The organism is Spirosoma terrae, from assembly GCF_010435915.1.
Classification (GTDB): domain Bacteria; phylum Bacteroidota; class Bacteroidia; order Cytophagales; family Spirosomataceae; genus Spirosoma; species Spirosoma terrae.
The window spans coordinates 342776-359245 of record NZ_JAAFZH010000003.1; the positions used below are offsets into that span (position 1 = coordinate 342776).

At 48.6% G+C, this 16470-nt stretch carries 13 protein-coding genes; 10 read left to right on the forward strand and 3 right to left on the reverse strand.

The features are described from left to right. Window positions 1-13: 13 nt before the first annotated feature. From GK108_RS31250 to GK108_RS09365, 3 genes are all read right to left on the reverse strand, one after another. On the reverse strand, window positions 14-370 hold the full coding sequence (locus GK108_RS31250) for an alkaline phosphatase family protein (RefSeq protein WP_246224775.1): 357 nt from the start codon (window positions 368-370) through the stop codon (window positions 14-16). A gap of 160 nt (window positions 371-530) precedes the next feature. After that, a complete protein-coding gene (locus GK108_RS09360; RefSeq protein WP_163946340.1) occupies window positions 531-1073 on the reverse strand; it encodes a hypothetical protein in 543 nt (180 codons plus the stop codon). A 25-nt stretch (window positions 1074-1098) separates the two neighbouring features. Then, window positions 1099-1452, reverse strand: coding sequence for a PadR family transcriptional regulator (locus tag GK108_RS09365; protein WP_163946342.1), 354 nt, complete (start codon window positions 1450-1452; stop codon window positions 1099-1101). A gap of 356 nt (window positions 1453-1808) precedes the next feature. Here GK108_RS09365 and GK108_RS09370 point away from each other — a divergent pair, with 356 nt between their 5' ends. From GK108_RS09370 to GK108_RS09415, 10 genes are all read left to right on the forward strand, one after another. Continuing rightward, window positions 1809-2492: a hypothetical protein gene (locus GK108_RS09370; protein ID WP_170305387.1), complete on the forward strand. Its 684-nt coding sequence runs from the start codon at window positions 1809-1811 to the stop codon at window positions 2490-2492. 86 nt (window positions 2493-2578) lie between these two features. Further along, window positions 2579-3172 carry a YbhB/YbcL family Raf kinase inhibitor-like protein gene (locus tag GK108_RS09375; RefSeq protein ID WP_163946345.1) on the forward strand — a complete coding sequence of 198 codons (594 nt, stop codon included), beginning with the start codon at window positions 2579-2581 and terminating at the stop codon, window positions 3170-3172. Window positions 3173-3527: 355 nt separating this feature from the next. Then, the gene (locus GK108_RS09380) at window positions 3528-6095 is read left to right on the forward strand and encodes a TonB-dependent receptor (protein WP_163946348.1); all 2568 of its coding nucleotides are present in this window, start codon (window positions 3528-3530) and stop codon (window positions 6093-6095) included. 185 nt (window positions 6096-6280) lie between these two features. Further along, window positions 6281-6979, forward strand: coding sequence for a response regulator transcription factor (locus tag GK108_RS09385; RefSeq protein WP_163946351.1), 699 nt, complete (start codon window positions 6281-6283; stop codon window positions 6977-6979). Next, on the forward strand, window positions 6963-8330 hold the full coding sequence (locus GK108_RS09390; protein ID WP_163946354.1) for a HAMP domain-containing sensor histidine kinase: 1368 nt from the start codon (window positions 6963-6965) through the stop codon (window positions 8328-8330). Before GK108_RS09385 ends, GK108_RS09390 begins: the two co-directional genes overlap by 17 nt. 111 nt (window positions 8331-8441) lie before the next feature. Beyond that, window positions 8442-9731: a TolC family protein gene (locus GK108_RS09395; protein ID WP_163946356.1), complete on the forward strand. Its 1290-nt coding sequence runs from the start codon at window positions 8442-8444 to the stop codon at window positions 9729-9731. 42 nt (window positions 9732-9773) lie between these two features. Then, complete coding sequence (locus GK108_RS09400) at window positions 9774-10868, forward strand: efflux RND transporter periplasmic adaptor subunit (protein WP_163946359.1); 1095 nt, start codon at window positions 9774-9776, stop codon at window positions 10866-10868. A gap of 55 nt (window positions 10869-10923) precedes the next feature. Beyond that, complete coding sequence (locus GK108_RS09405) at window positions 10924-14031, forward strand: efflux RND transporter permease subunit (RefSeq protein ID WP_163946362.1); 3108 nt, start codon at window positions 10924-10926, stop codon at window positions 14029-14031. 48 nt (window positions 14032-14079) lie between these two features. Further along, window positions 14080-14775, forward strand: coding sequence for a response regulator transcription factor (locus tag GK108_RS09410; RefSeq protein ID WP_163946365.1), 696 nt, complete (start codon window positions 14080-14082; stop codon window positions 14773-14775). Between the two features lie 56 nt (window positions 14776-14831). Continuing rightward, on the forward strand, window positions 14832-16430 hold the full coding sequence (locus GK108_RS09415; protein ID WP_163946370.1) for a capsule assembly Wzi family protein: 1599 nt from the start codon (window positions 14832-14834) through the stop codon (window positions 16428-16430). The last annotated feature ends 40 nt before the right edge of the window (window positions 16431-16470 follow it).

Here is a 16470-nt window from a genome sequence, read left to right on the forward strand (position 1 = left end):
GAACGCTACTGTCTTATACACAATAGATGCCTGTAGCTTGCTGAGGATTGTACCAGTCATTGCCCACAATCCCATGAATAGCAGGTAGTGATCCAGAGTAAATGGAAGCATGGCCCGCTGCCGTAGCGGTCAACGCATAGTCAAACTGCGTATTAGTACAGTTGAAGCCTGCCTTCATGAGTCGTTTAAAACCCCCAGGCCCATATTTCTTTTCATATCGGTAGAGGTAGTCTGCCCGCATCTGATCAACAACAATACCAACAACCAGTTTGGGGGCCGTCCCCGACGGTGCAGAGTGCGGACGAACGGATTGTGCCCAGGCAGCACTTACCGTGAATAGGGTGAGTAAAAAAACAGGTCGAATAAACATACATTCAAACGGAGTTGTAAGAAAGAATCAGGTATATATAGTTTTTCTTTATATTATGGCGATGCGTTACTAATTACCGATGCCAGACGCAACGATTGTAGAAACAAACCGGCCAGGGCTTACATTAGTAGTTCAAAAGCGGCCAGGCAGACAAGTTTCTTTAGCCGATTTTACGATTGAGGGGTCGAAGGGAGAATTCTTCGCGTAGGGCAGGGGGGCGAATCAGGCTGGTGCTTCGATGGATACGCGCATTACGGATTCCGTAGAGAAATAGCAATAATAGCAACGGACATAGTAACGTAGCAACCAGTCCAGCCGGGATCGCGAGTCCCTGGCTAGCCAATAGCCAGCCAGCCAGGATGATACTTAAAAAGGCCCCGATCAGCAGCGTACTACGTATCGGCTGGATAATACCAGTGGCTACCTTTGCCCGTTTCGCAAACCGGTATGGATTCCGGTAAGAGCTGGTTCGGGGCAAGGTTCCTTCTCGGATCAACGTCTGATGGAGATGGCGAACGGCGAGCGAAGTCGCTTCCAGACGAATCATGGACAAGGCGTTTTCGAAGGAAATGCCACCGCTCATGAGGTCTTCAGCCTGACAGGCCAAGTAGTCAACCAGCTCATCCAGCAATGGCTCTTGCGTACCGATTTGCCGCAGATGCTGGCGGAGAGAATGGGTTTGTTGAGGAGTTAACGTAGTCATACAAAGCCAATGGGGGTGAAGAGTGCTAAACCTGAGCCGAAAGAGTTAGGGGTGTTTGTAACAGTCGATTCATCAACTGAGTGAAGTGTGTAAAGTCGAGCAACTTCTGGCGAGCGGCCTGCCGACCCGTCAGAGTTAAGGCGTAGTATTTACGCAGCCGCCCCTCCACTTCCTCCGATTCCGTTTGCACTAAGCCCTCCTGTTCCAGCTTATACAGAACCGGGTATAGCGAGCCAAACGTCAGAACGATTTCGCCACTGGTACGCTCTTTAGCTTCTTGCGTAATCTCATAACCATACATGCGTTCTTTCTCAGCAAGTAAGGTCAGCACAATTGTTTTAAGGGTGCCTCTGAGGTATTCTGTTGTTGAAGAGTTCATCGATAGTCTACCTAGTAAAATCTGTCAAATATATAAAGTTTTCTTATATATATAGCATGTTAGTTATTTAATTAATAAAAGAGCATGCACTGATACCTATTCATTGTTAAGAATGCTTTTATTCAACCCATAATTTTCGTAGTGCGTTAGACCGACGTATTGGCAGCCGGACTTTTCGCCGGTATAGCGATATTCGGATGGAGTATATACGAGGTAACTTGTCTGATATTGTTTGAGTTATCGCTTTGAAATCAGGATTTTTGTGATTATATTTACTACCCAATTTTCAACAGATAACTAGTACTAATGAGGCTGGTTTGGGGCATTAAAAAGCCGCAAACTGGCGAACCAACTGCATGAAGCGACGTTCAAATCAGAATCAACTGCAAATCGATTTTCTGGCAGCATTTCGCCGGATGCTTATTAGTCTGGGCAGCCCGGAGAATTTGCCGGTTAACGAAAGCCTGTTTATGCGCATGACTGATCAGTGGGAAAGCACCCGGGTTATGCCAGCCGATTTATTATTTCATAAAAGCCCCGTTGAGGCTGTTGTTTTCCGACTGCAAAAAACGGACAGCCGCTTAAGGTTTCCCAGTGAGTTTATTGCCGGAGAGATCCGGGGTGAGCAGGGGTTGACTGGCTTTTCGGCTATGTTTCGAGAGCAGGGCTGGGTAATTATGCCTGCTGAGTTATCGGCAATGTATAAAAACCTATTCCTGAATATACTCTCTGCTTCTATTGGTTTGGAGTACTTGTATCCATCCCGGCAGGAATTGCTCGCGGAAGCCGAGCGGGTGGCTTTAGCCGCCCTGTTGCCAGAAGAAGAAGTACGTAAATTTTTTGGATTACGGCTTGCGAAATTTCCGGATAGCTTTCGAAGCGAAGTGGCGAATTACTTCAATCTGCCATTCGACTATGTGCTGAAACGGGCTAATCATCTTGGTTTAGTATCCGAGCAGGTAGTTGAAGAGGCCCGTAATACTACTCAATCAGTACGGTCTGCACCGCTACGTCGGCCACAGAGCACAAGGGCGGCATAAATCCTTTTGTCAAGGCAGCCTACATCTTAATAAAATTTATTTAAATTCAGCCGGTTAACGATGCAACGATCTTAACCGGCTTTTTTATGCGCTTATCAACTCGAATACTTCTAGGATTGATCGTACTCTTTGGGGTATTCATGATAATTATGCATTACCGGGCAAGAAGCCAGCGGGAAAACGAGTATGCTGACCTCAAAAAAATCCGTAAAAATATTATTTTATCCAGCGGTTCGTTTCCTCCCAATGGCGATATGCCCATCAATTGTACATGCCGGGGAGCAGAGGTTTCGCCAGCGCTCGCCTGGGAAGATAGCCTGCCTGATGTTGAGAGTTACGTAATTCTGGCAACCGACTATGATGTGCTGATGCCTACGCTCCAGATCTTCAACTTATCCCACTGGGTGCTCTATAATCTGCCCGGCTCAGTGCGGAGTTTGCCTGAAGGTGTTACGTCTGAACAGATGCAATTACTGGGCGGAAAAATCGGTAAAAATTCGACGGGAAATCTAAAATACATCGGTCCGTGTCCTTCAGCAGGTCGTCATGCCTACGTATTTCGGGTCTATGCGCTCGACGAGCCACTGGCGTTTACCGATGCGCCTACCAAACAGCAGGTACTGGAAGTCATGAAGGGCCATATTCTTGGCTATGGCGAGCTGAAAGGTTATTTTGAGTAGGAGTGAGCTACTTCATTGTCAGCGCTAAGTAATTCTCTTTCAAGATATAACACTTTGCTTTTTCAACAGCTGCATGCGGTTCGACAGCAGCAGTGCTCTTCGTAAATCAGCCATTTTGCTTATTTTTTCTGCTATACTATTTGGAAAAGACAGAAGAAGAAGTGTTTCTTTGTGAACTCTATTAATTCAATAGATTATAACTACTAATAGTCTATCTAATACCGGGAGTATTAGGAGAATTAACAGAGAGCATAGGGTGATATGCTACGTAACGGTTTACCTTCTTGGATTTTTCTGAGAATGAGTGAATTAACTTGTAGCATGTACACACGCATACTACCAAACACAATCTGTAATGAAGCATTTTTTAAAATCTATTTTGTCTATAGGAATAATTATAATTCCTTTTTCCCTATCCGCACAGAACGCTCCTGTCATTAATGCAACCGTTTCTGGAAAAGTTATCGATGCCCGCACCAAAGAACAATTAATTGGCGCTACTGTCACTATCAAAGGCACCACCAACGGGAGTACAACTGATCAGAGCGGGGAGTTTAAATTACTTACAGGGCAAAAACTTCCTTTCGCTGTTGTTGTCTCTTTCGTTGGTTACCAGACCAAAGAAGTAATCATAAACGATAACAACGCCGAGATCCAGCTTGAAGAAGGCGCGAACCAATTAGCCGACGTAGTCATTACGTCCCGGCGTCGGCAGGAGTCGGCGCAGGATGTTCCCATTCCGATTTCTATAGTTAGTGGAACCCGTGCCGAAGATGCCGGTGCGTTCAACGTGAACCGCTTAAAAGAATTAGTGCCTACCGTTCAGCTCTACGCGTCCAATGCACGTAACACCACACTCAATATTCGTGGCTTAGGTTCTACGTATGGATTAACCAACGACGGTATCGATCCGGGCGTTGGCTTTTATGTCGACGGGGTTTATTACGCCCGTCCGGCTGCTACGGCCCTCGATTTTATCGACATCGAACAGGTTGAGGTACTACGTGGACCACAGGGAACCTTATTTGGGAAGAATACAACAGCCGGTGCGTTCAACATCACAACCCGCGCAGCTGGTTTTGTGCCAAGCGGTACGTTCGAATTGAGCTATGGTAATTATGGATTCATTCAGGCCAAAGGGTCGCTGACCGGGCCATTGAGCAAGAAGCTGGCAGCGCGGGTATCGTTTACGGGTACGCAACGTAACGGTACGTTCTATAACGTTCACACTCAGCTGCCTATCAATGATATTAACAACATTGGTGTGCGGGGACAACTTCTCTACACGCCATCCGATAATGTAAAGATTACGTTGATTGCCGATGTGTCGGATCAGAAACCGAACGGGTATGGCTGGCCGGTTGCGGGCGTTGTGCCGACCAAACGGGCTGCGTATCGTCAGTTCAACGCCATCATTGCCGACCTGAATTATACGATTCCGTACAAGAGTGCTTTTGAACGTATTGTTGATTTGGATACACCATCAAAAGCCGACAACCAGCTTGGGGGCGTATCGCTCAACGCAGACATCAAACTGGGTGGTGGTACGTTAACGTCTACTACGGCATGGCGTTACTGGCAATGGACTCCGCTGAATGACCGCGATTATCTGGGCATTCCGGTCTTTACGATTTCGGCGGGTAACTCGGTGCACGATCAATGGTCGCAGGAAATCCGGTACTCCGGTAGGGTTTCGTCTCGGTTGAGTGGCGTTGTTGGTTTGTTTGGGCTTTGGCAGGATTTGAAATCGGACCCTGTGCAGACCGAAGAAGCGGGGTCTGCTCAGTGGCGTTTTGCCCAAAGTTCAACCAGTGCTCTGTGGAAAACGCCCGGTCTGTTCGATAACTTCGGTATTCGTACAACCAATCGCATCCGTAGCACCGGTTTAGCCGTTTTTGCACAGGCCGATTGGTCAATAACCGACCGAATCCACATTCTGCCTGGTATCCGGTACAACTACGATAAGAAAATTGCTAATTACAAGCGTGAAACCTACGGTGGTCTGCAAACGACCGATCCGGCTCTGATTGCGCTGAAAAACGGAGTGTACTCTAATCAGGCGTTCGATACCGACGTATCGGAAGGTAATTTTTCGGGACAGCTGACGCTTCAGTACAGAGCGAATAATGCCATCAATGCCTTTGGAACCTATTCGTTGAGCTACAAGCCGGTTGGCGTCAATATCGGTGGATTACCAACCGCGAACGGGCAGGTGCTGTTGGATCTGGCCCGTGTAAAACCTGAGTTTGTTACTCATGTTGAATTTGGTATCAAAACGAAACCATCCCCCCGGTCTGTCCTGAACGTAGTGTTCCACAATACCGAAATCAAGGATTACCAGACACAGGTGCAGACGCCAGAGCCAGGAGTGAACAGAGGCTATCTAGCTAATGCCGAGAAAGTTCGGGTTGTTGGGGTAGAGGTTGATGGTAATATCCGCGTAGCTAACTTTTTAACGCTGAATGGAGCGTTTGCCTATACTGATGGAAAATACGTTACGTTCAAAAATGCGCCTGTGCCACTCGAAGAAACCGGCGGTGAGCAAGCCTTCAAAGATATTTCAGGTGGGGCTTTACCCGGTATTTCGAAATGGTCTGGTTCAGTAGGTGGTGAGCTAACGGCAAGAGGTAAACTGATCAGTTTAAAAGGAAATTACTTTTTTGGTTTGGATGGCTTCTATCGGTCGTCGTTCTCCTCAAGTCCATCACCTTCTCAATACCTGAATATCGATGGCTATACATTGGTGAATGGTCGCGTTGGCTTTAGAGCGTCAAACGGAATTTCGATCTTTTTGTGGGGTAGAAACCTGCTCAACACCAATTACTACGAGCAACTGCTAGCGGCTCCGGGAAGCGCCGGACACTACGCTGGTATTGTTGGCGATCCGCGTACCTATGGCGTTACGTTGCGGTATACATTCTAACGGTTCGCGAACCGATCGTTAACTCAACATAGCTTACTGATCGGAATAGGGGGTGGGCTTCTCAGTAACGTACCAGTCAACGGTAGGTTACTGAGAAGCCCACTCTGTTGTTACGTCGGTAATGAATCGTAGACATCTCCACAATGGTAGCTCGAATCATCGATTAGTTTATTCTATTTTTGTATATGATTTCGATTTTGGTCACGGAAGATGATAGCCGGGTTGCCGCCTTTATCAAAAAAGGTCTGGAGGAAAATATGAATCAGGTTACAGTGGTTCCGACGGGGAAAGCCGCCGTTGATGAGGCCACGATCAATGACTATGATCTGATCATTCTGGATATTATGCTGCCGGACATCGACGGTTTCGAGGTTTGCTCCATTTTGCGCAGGCGCCAGAATACCACCCATATCATTATGCTCAGTGCGCTCGATACGCCCGAGGAAAAAGTAAAAGGGTTACAATGTGGGGCTGATGATTATTTGTCGAAGCCGTTTGTTTTTGAAGAATTAGTCGCCCGTATCAACGCGCTGCGCCGACGGGTCGAATACAGCAATGGAATTGTCGATTACTATCGATATGCCGGGGTCGAGATAAATATTGAGCAGCAGAGTGTTACCCGCGACGGGAAGGAGCTGATACTGACTCCCAGAGAGTTTAATTTGTTGGTCTTTCTGATGCGGAACCGGGAAAAGGTTTTGTCCCGCATTACGATCGCCCAATCGGTTTGGGATATTCATTTTGATACGACATCGAATTATGTCGATGTTTATATCAATTACCTGCGGAATAAACTGGACAAAGGTTTTTCCCAACCCCTGATTCATACCATCAAAGGCCGAGGCTATATGTTAAAACAAAAAGCCAATGAGTCTGAGACGTAAATTATCCAATCAGTCGGCGTTGATTTTCGGCGGTATCCTGGGTTTTGTCTTACTGGGGACTTATTTTTTGTTTAAACAGCTCTCGACGGATCTTTACTACAAAAAGCTGCTGGACCGGGCCTATACAGCCGCGTATTTTTATCTGGAAAAAGATGAACTGAATAATTCCCGCTATCAACGTATCGAGGAAAAGTACCGGCGTATAGCCGATGAATCAATACAGCTCTATAATGCCCGGACGTATCAACTAGTCGTCAATGATAGTTTGCCTTACCAGGTTCCGCGGCATTTTCTGGAGGAAATAAACCGGGATCGCCATCTTGAATTTACCTATCAGGATCGACTATTGGTGGGGATGTTCTATGCGGATAACGAAGGTGATTTTCTTATTGTTTCCTCCGGGAAAAATACGGTAGGACAGTCGCAGCTCACCTTGCTGGAAGGATCTTTGTTCGTATTCTTCGTTGTCGGGCTGGCCATAAATTACCTGCTGACCGGTTGGCTGGCGCGGCATACCTTTACGCCTTTTTCCCGAGTGATCAGTCAGGTCCATTCGATTACCGCCGATAGTTTGCATACCCGTCTGGAAGTTCCATCCGGCAAACCCGACGAACTGAGTGAAGTTATCTCCACTTTTAATGTGTTTCTGGCCAGGCTGGAAGAAAGCATTCAAATACAGCGTAGCTTCCTTAAAAATGCGTCCCACGAGCTGAAAACTCCGTTGGCTGTCATTATTGGCGATGTCGAAGTGGCTCTCAAAAAGCCCAGGAGTAATGAGGAATATGTGCAGCTACTTCAGGCGCTGGAAAAAGACGCCCTGCATCTGACATCCATCGTTGAGGGATTATTACTGTTATCCGGGTTGTCGCTGCCGATCGACCAAAAAATGGAGCCTGTGCTTCTCGATGAGATCTTATGGACTGTGCTGGAAAAAACACAGATCCGACAGCCGGAACGGACCGTCACCATCGATTTTGAGGATATGGAAGGATATCAGTCGCTGTTGACGGTTATCGGTAATAAGGATTTGTTGTTTACTGCGCTGTCTAATCTGCTCGACAATGCGCTGAAGTTTTCAACGCCTAAGCCCGTAGCCATCCTGGTTAAAGCAGTAGCGGGTCAGTTGACAATTGTGCTGAAGGACCAGGGGCCAGGCATTCCAGCCGCCGAAGAAAAATTAATTTTTGACTTGTTTTACCGGAGCAACCAGTCCCGGCACATTGCTGGTCAGGGTATTGGACTATACCTAACCAAGCAAATTCTTGACCTGCACAGGATCGTACTTCAGATCGATTCGAGTAAGGAGGGCACTACGGTTCAGCTGACCTTTCCGCCCCAACCAGCTCTATGAAGGATTGCTCGATGATACGTCGGCTCTCATCGTTTTCTAATCTGGTTTAAATCTGGCTATAATCACACCCCCCTAGTTTTGCAGGCTGAAAACGTTTTGTTCGACGCCTTCATGCAACGCTTAACAACTAGTCTTACTTTGTTGATTGGATTCCTCCTCAGTTCATGGGGATGGGCACAATCGGCGGTGGATACACTTACTTACTCTCCGCAGCAGGTGGAGGGTATTTTTCTGCAAAATAACCTACCCCTCCTGGCAAACCGGTTACAGATTGATCAGGGGGATGCTCGGATTCTTCAGGCAAAAGTGTGGCCGAACCCCGTCCTGACATTGGATCAAGTGCAGCTGTACGTGAATGCAACGGCGGAAGAATCGCCACCGCTGTTCGGTAATTTTTGGCGGAACCGGCAATTTGCGGTGCAGCTTGATCAATTGATTTATACGGCGGGGAAGCGGAAAAAAAATATTGTGCTTCAAACGCAAACGAAAGAGTTAGCGGAACGTTCGTTTATCGAGTTCATGCAGGCGCTTAAGGTAGAGTTGCGCCAGAGCCTGGCCGATTTACTGTATCTCCAGCGTACTCGTCAGGAAGGATTATTTCAGCTCACAGAAGTCAACCGGCTGCTGGCCGCTCAGCAATCTCAGTTTCGCCAGGGTAATATTTCCCGGACGGATCTATACCGCTTTACGGCCCTGCAATTGTCACTTCGAAAAAGCATTCAGGATATTCAGGAGCAGGTAACCCAGCAGCAACAGTCGCTGAAAACGCTGCTGGCCCTTCCGCCGACGAGTTATCTGGTGTTGGCCGACAGTCTGGCTGATCCGTCGCTTGCCAGGCTGAAAGAGCTTCGGCTGGCCGATTTGCTGGCGTTGGCCCACACCCAGAATGCGAGTGTACAGGTGGCGACTCAGGAACGGCGGGTCAGCGAAGCCAGCCTAAGACTTGAGCGGGCAAACCGGGTACCGGATCTGACTGCCAGCCTGATGTATGACCGAAATGGGAATACGCAGCTCAATTTTCTGGGAACTGGTGTCTCCATGGCTCTGCCCGTATTCGATAAAAACAAAGGCAATATCAAAGTAGCCCAGCTGGAGGTACAGAAAGCCGCCATTCTGGAAAAAAATAAGTTAGCGGAGGTAGACAATGCCGTGGTGAAAACATGGACAGACCTCACCCAGGCTCTCCAGTTTCTGGAATCGATTGACGCTACCTACATCGATCAACTACAGAATCTCACCCAGGGAGTCAGTCGCAGTTTTGCCCAGCGGAATCTGAGCTTGCTGGAGTTTCTGGATCTCTTTGACTCCTTTCGGGAAGGGCGGGCCAATTACTTCGATCTGTTACGTACCATCTCACTGAGACGCAATGAGTTGAATTACCTGACAGGATCAGATTTTTAGACGAGATTATGCATCCACGCAACCACTTGGTTTGACGCAATTATGAAACAATACATCTGTTATTACCTATTCCTGTGTAGTTGGCTGGTCAGTTGCCAGCAAACGGCTGAAACGCCAGCCGAGACCACCACAAACCCCTGCGTGATTAGTCCTGAGCTTAAGAAACTGATTACGCTCACGCCCGTAACCAGCCGGTTCATCAATAACGAACTGCAATTGACCGGTAGTGTCAGCTACGACCAGGACCACATTTTCCGTTACCAGTCTCTGGCCAGCGGTATCGTACGGAAAGTAACCTTCAATATAGGCGATTACGTACAAAAAGGACAGGTTTTGGTAGAAGTGATGACGCCGGAACTGAGTACACAAAAGTCGGAACTGCTCCAGGCAAAAGCCGAATTGCAACGGGCTCGTCGACAACAGGATGCTACGCGGGCCATGCATACAGATGGCGTAGCATCGGATAAAGATCTGCTGGAAGCCAGTAATCAGGTTGTTATTGCGCAGGCGGCCATTGATCGGCTCCAGGAAACCCTGCGGATTCAGGGCGGCAATATCGAGAATGGCCTGGTTACGGTGAGAGCTCCCTTTAGTGGCTATGTGGTGGAGAAAAATCTAACCGTGGGTTCACAGATCGACGCCGGGCAGGATGATTTGTTTGTGTTGTCTAACCTGAAAAAAATATGGGTATTAGCCAACGTATATTCTACACAGTTAGGCCAGGTTCAGGCGGGGCAGCGGGTTGATATTACGTCAACGGCTTATCCCGATGAAGTTTTTCGGGGGACGATCAATCGAATCGCCAATGTTTTTGATGCCGAAGAACGGGTGGTGAAGGCCGTGATTGAGCTGGACAACAACGCCCTGAAATTGAAACCATCCATGATGGTGAATGTGAGGGTCTATCAGCCAACCCGGCAGCAGGCGATTGCTATACCCCAACAGGCTGTCATTTTCGATAACAATGCCTATCATGTTTTGCTCCACAAGACTGATTGTGCGGTTACCGATATGGTTCTTACGCCCTTAGGCAGTGATCAGGATTTTTACTACGTAAAGCCAGGGGAACTAGCCGAAAATGACCGTGTCATTAGTCAGAATCAACTGCTCATATATACCAAACTAAAGGAGCGTTAAGCACCTGCACAACCATTGCATTGGTCAATAGGATGTAGGATTTAGCCCATTACGCATGAAAAAACTCATTGGAAGTATCGTTAAGGGTTCGCTCAACAACCCGTTAATTGTTCTGTTTTTTACGTTCTTATTGGTGGCGGGCGGTATCGTAGCGGTCCGTCACACCTTAATTGAGGCCTATCCTGACGTAACCTCAACCCGGGCCCGGATCATTACGCAGTGGCCGGGGCGAAGTGCGGAAGAAATTGAAAAGTTCGTTACGTTGCCCGTCACCCGGGAAATGAATACGATACCCGGTAAGTCGGATGTTCGCTCAATTTCATTGTTTGGGCTGTCGGTGGTGACGGTTAATTTCGAGGACGATATCACGGATTTTTATGCCCAGCAGTATGCTTCCAACCGGATGCGGAATATTCATTTGCCGGAGGGGGCCGAGTCGGAAGTAGAACCGCCCTATGGCGCTACGGGTGAAATATTTCGCTACGTACTGAAAGGGGATCACGTGCCTATCCAGGAACTCTCGGCTATTCAGGAATGGACGGTCCAGCGAGAACTACTGTCCGTACCGGGCGTAGCCGATGTGATCAGTTTTGGCGGAGAGGAGAAAATCTACGAAATACGGGTCAATCCGGTTGAACTGGCTAATTATGATCTGACGGCTCTGGATGTTTTCGAAGCCGTTGGACGTAGCAACCTGAACGTAGGTGGCGATATGATCCAGAAGGGCAATCAGGCTTACGTAGTGCGGGGGATTGGTTTGCTGGAAAAGGTCTCCGACATTGAAAATCTGTTGGTTACCAACGCGAAAAATACGCCGGTTCTGGTTAAGAATGTCGCTACGGTATCCATTACGGGAAAGCCCCGGTTGGGGCAGGTTGGTTTGAACGACCGGGAAGATGTGGTGGAAGGCATCGTGCTGATGCTACGTGGTGAGAACCCCAGCGAAGTTATTGGGCGGCTGCAAACCCGCATTGAGGATCTTAATAATCGGATCTTGCCGAAAGGCGTTACGGTTGAGCCCTTCCTGGATCGTACGGTTCTGGTCGATAAAACGATCAACACCGTAACGCATAACCTGATCGAAGGGGTTTTATTGGTATCCATTGTTGTATTTGTTTTCCTCTACAACTGGAGGACCATGCTCATTGTGGCTTCGGTAATACCGTTGGCCTTTTTGTTCGCCCTGATCATGTTACGTGTCCAGGGGCTGTCGGCCAACCTGATTTCCATTGGTGCTGTCGATTTTGGTTTATTGTTGGAGGGGACCCTGGTCATTGTCGAACACGTATTTGTGGGAATGGATCGGCAAGCCAGGGAGATGGGTATGGAGAAATTCAACGCCATGCCGAAAACAAAGCTGATCACCAATCAGGCCAAGTCGGTCGGGAAGTCGATCTTGTTTGCCCAGGTGATTCTAATCGTGGCGCTACTGCCTATCTTCACGTTTCAGCGGGTAGAAGGCAAAATGTTTTCACCGCTCGCCTTTACGCTGGGTTATGCACTGCTGGGTTCGCTCATTCTGAGTTTGACATACGTACCGGTTATGTGTAAACTGATGCTGAGCAAAAACGTAGTGGATCGGCACAATCAGGCAACGGACTGGCTGATGCGTGGCATTTTTCGGGTGTTTACGGCCGTAAGCCGGTATCGTAAACTGACCATCGGCGTCTTTTTGGCCCTGTTCATGGTCTGTTTAGTTGGGTTTACCCGTATTGGAACGGAATTTATTCCCAAGCTGAACGAAGGCTCGATTTACATCCGGGCCACGTTGCCCAACAGCGTCAATCTTAAGGAGTCGGTGCGGCTAACCAATGAGATGAAAGCCCGGATTCGGGAATTTCAACCCGTTAGTTTTGTCTTGACGCAAACGGGTCGGCCCAAAGACGGGACGGAACCCACAGGTTTTTTCAACATTGAGTTTCACGTACAACTCAAGGACGAGGAGGAGTGGACCGGCTCGATCACCAAAGAAGAGCTGATTCAGAAAATGGAAGACTCTCTTCGTGTTTTTCCCGGTGCCGTTTTTGCCTTTAGCCAGCCCATCAGCGATAACGTCGAAGAATACGTAGCCGGGGTAAAATCCGCACTAGTGGCAAAAGTCTATGGCAATGATTTGCAGAAACTCGAACAAACGGCCGATAGCATTGCTGCCGCCATCCGAACCGTGCCGGGTATTGAAGATATTAATGTGTTACGTAACATCGGATTGCCCGAACTCAGAATAAGTCTGAGTGAGAGTCGCATGGCTCGTTACGGGATTAGTATGGCTGATGCCCAGGCCGTCGTCGAAATGGCGATTGGTGGTAAAGCGGCCTCCACGTTTTACGAAGAAGACCGGCTCTTTGATATCCGAATTCGGTATGAGGAGCCTTTCCGACGATCAGAGCGGGAAATTCGTAACATACTGGTGCCCGGCCCCGGCAACACGAAAGTGCCACTCTCCGAAATTGCAGACATCGATTTCCATACTGGACCAGCCTTTATTTATCGGCAAGGGTCCTCGCGCTACATTGCCGTTGGATTTTCGGTGCGGGGGCGGGATTTAGGTAGTACTATTTCGGAAGCGCAGGAGGTGGTGGCCAAGCGCGTAACGCTGCCCGAATCGTATACGCTGGAGTGGGCGGGTGAGTTCGAAAGCCAGCAGCGGGCAACGGCTCGGTTAGCTGTCATTGTTCCGATTTCGTTGTTGCTGATTGCCTTTCTACTGTTCACCAACTTTGGTACGATCAAGGATATGCTGCTTTCGCTGATAACGGTTCCCTTTGCCTTTATCGGTGGCTTCCTGTCCTTATGGATTACCCATACCATTTTCGGGATTTCGGCCGGTATCGGCTTTATCATTCTTTTTGGCGTGGGAACGATCGATGGCATCATCCTTATTTCGGTCATGAAAAGCTACCTCAAAGAAGGGAAAACGCTGACTGAAGCCATTACAATTGGAGTTAAGGAGCGTATTCGCCCGGTCCTGATGATTGCTATTATGGGATCATTGGGCTTGTTGCCCGCTGCTTTATCGACGGGTATCGGGTCGGAGGTGCAAAAGCCGCTGGCTATCATGATTGTCGGTGGGTTACTGGTCTGTATGGTGCTTAGCCTATTGGTCTTACCGCAGATCTTTTATTATGCCTACCGGAAAACGGAAATAGCGCCCTCGCTGGACTAAGTGATCCTTTAAACGCGATTCGTATCACCAATCACGAAACAAACGGTTATGCGTATTTTATTGATCGATAATAATCCTGATCGGATAGCCATCATAGGGGCGCTGCTAGTTGGCAAAGGTCATCAATTTCGATCGGTATCCGACAGTCGGTTAGCCTGGCAATTGGCGCAGGATCAGGCCTTTGAGGTGATCATTATTGCCATCGACCGAACGAGTCAGGATGCGTTCTGGGTAATCCGTCAGATTCGTCAACAGGGGTTGCCCGTCACGTTCCTGGTTCTGGGTACATCAGGTCGGCCCCAGGAGCGTGAGGCTAGCTTACAGGCAGGGGCCGATACGTATCTGGTCTGGCCCTGTCCGGCCGACAATTTTAAGCAGGTAGTCCGGGCACTTTTTCTGAAAAATATCGCTAAAGAACCCTATTGGTTGCGCGAGGGAGAGTTATCCCTTAATCTGACGGATCGCCTGGCGTACCGGCAAAACCAGATGATTATTCTGACGGATCGGGAATGTCAGTTACTGGCTGTTCTGATGCAGTTTCCGGATCAGATTCTAACCCCGGCTCAACTCGTCAATCGTGTATGGGGGGAAACGGACGTAGGGAAAAAGAACCGGGTCGAAGTATACATAAAGTATTTACGGAAGAAGATCGACGACCCCTTCGTCGATAAACTCATCCAGACCATTGTAGGAGCAGGCTATATGTTGACTCCGTTTCCCATAAAGCAATGGAACGATGCCTGATGATGGCTCGAAATGAATAAAATGTCAAATGGAACCTATTCTAACACGTAACTCAATTGAACACACTGACTACTTTATTTCCTAGCCGAACCCGATTACTTCTGGTGATCATCGGGTGTCACTCGTGCTGGCTGAGTCTGGTTTATGGGCAAACAACTCCCACGGTACGGCCAACAACCGGTTATGCCGAACTGGGCGGGTATGCGGTAACTGGTCCTATGCCGTTTTGGCTTCGGGCTAACCAATCGGGTATTGTTCCCTTAAAAGGGTCAACCGGTTTGGCCCGGCTCGGATTTGTGCTGGATTACAGCCAACCTACGAATGTCGATAGTCTAACAAAGTCACGTCGATTTGACTGGGGCCTTGGTCTGGAACTGGTTGGCAGTACTGGCCTACAGAGTCAGGTTTTGCTACCAGAAGCCTATGGGAAACTACGCTGGGGGCCAATTGAACTCTACGTAGGCCGTCGAAGAAGTATTGCTGGCCTGGTGGATACGCTGTTAACATCTGGTTCCTATGCGTGGTCGGGCAATGCTATGCCATTGCCGAAGATACAGATCGGCACCATTGGCTACGTACCAATTGGGTTCACGAAAGGGTTTGTAGCCATCAATACGTTTTACAATCATGGCTGGTTTACCGATGGATTTGTCAGGAATAGTTACCTGCATCAAAAAGCATTTTATATGCGGTTAGGGAAACCTCATGCCCGATTCCACGCGTATCTGGGGGGTAATCATGAAGTGCAGTGGGGAGGTTACGCACCAAGTCTGGTCGGCGTTCCCGGTCTGTCCGATAACCTGGATGGTCAGTTTGCCTCCAATCTGGATGCCTATTACCGCGTCGTTACGGGAACATCCGGGACGGGTTATATCCCACCGCAGGGCGTTATTTCAATTGATCAGGGCAATCGGATCGGGAACCACTTAGGGACTCTTGATCTGGGCTTCGACGTTCGACTGGGTTCCTGGCAACTTATGGGGTATCGGCAGAGTCTCTATGAAACGGGGGCGCTCTATTACCTGACGAATATTGTAGATGGATTGCATGGGTTAAGCCTGCAACGCAAATCGCCTTCCGATCGCCGGTGGTCAGTAGATCGCTTTCTGGTGGAGTTCTTTTATTCGAAAAGCCAGGGTGGCCCCGAGTTTATAATCGATGATCCACAGCGACGGGGACGAAATAATTACTTTAACCACTCGCAGTATCAGGATGGCTGGACGTATCAGGGACGTACGATTGGTACGCCTTTTCTGACACCGCAAGCGGAGGTAAATCCAGATTTGCCCGTTTCGAGAGCTATTGTCAATAACCGGGTTGCTCTCTGGCATATGGGTTTGGCGGGCCAGTTAAACCAGCAAATTCACTGGCAAACCAAACTGTCCTACAGTCAGAATTTTGGTACCTACGACACGCCCTATCCGGCCGGAACGAACCAGTTTTCAGCACTCGTAACCCTGAATGGCCCCGTCTACCTGCCTGGATTGGGTCGCTGTCAGCTAAATACCTCACTGGCCCTGGATACTGGTAAATTGCTACAAAACTCGGTCGGAGGCTACCTGGGTCTTCGAAAAACACTTGGTAGTGGTCAGGCGTCAAGAAACGTATCGTCATCGGGTGCGGGAAGCCAGCCTATGTTACGAGTGCCTCAATAGGTGGTACGACCAAAATTGAGCTAGTATGCTTAGTTGGAGG

Coding starts and splice junctions, on each gene's coding strand:
- GK108_RS31250 (WP_246224775.1), bottom strand. CDS start 370: ATGTTTATTCGACCTGTTTTTTTACTCACCCTATTCACGGTAAGTGCT.
- GK108_RS09360 (WP_163946340.1), bottom strand. CDS start 1,073: ATGACTACGTTAACTCCTCAACAAACCCATTCTCTCCGCCAGCATCTG.
- GK108_RS09365 (WP_163946342.1), bottom strand. CDS start 1,452: ATGAACTCTTCAACAACAGAATACCTCAGAGGCACCCTTAAAACAATT.
- GK108_RS09370 (WP_170305387.1), top strand. CDS start 1,809: ATGAAGCGACGTTCAAATCAGAATCAACTGCAAATCGATTTTCTGGCA.
- GK108_RS09375 (WP_163946345.1), top strand. CDS start 2,579: ATGCGCTTATCAACTCGAATACTTCTAGGATTGATCGTACTCTTTGGG.
- GK108_RS09380 (WP_163946348.1), top strand. CDS start 3,528: ATGAAGCATTTTTTAAAATCTATTTTGTCTATAGGAATAATTATAATT.
- GK108_RS09385 (WP_163946351.1), top strand. CDS start 6,281: ATGATTTCGATTTTGGTCACGGAAGATGATAGCCGGGTTGCCGCCTTT.
- GK108_RS09390 (WP_163946354.1), top strand. CDS start 6,963: ATGAGTCTGAGACGTAAATTATCCAATCAGTCGGCGTTGATTTTCGGC.
- GK108_RS09395 (WP_163946356.1), top strand. CDS start 8,442: ATGCAACGCTTAACAACTAGTCTTACTTTGTTGATTGGATTCCTCCTC.
- GK108_RS09400 (WP_163946359.1), top strand. CDS start 9,774: ATGAAACAATACATCTGTTATTACCTATTCCTGTGTAGTTGGCTGGTC.
- GK108_RS09405 (WP_163946362.1), top strand. CDS start 10,924: ATGAAAAAACTCATTGGAAGTATCGTTAAGGGTTCGCTCAACAACCCG.
- GK108_RS09410 (WP_163946365.1), top strand. CDS start 14,080: ATGCGTATTTTATTGATCGATAATAATCCTGATCGGATAGCCATCATA.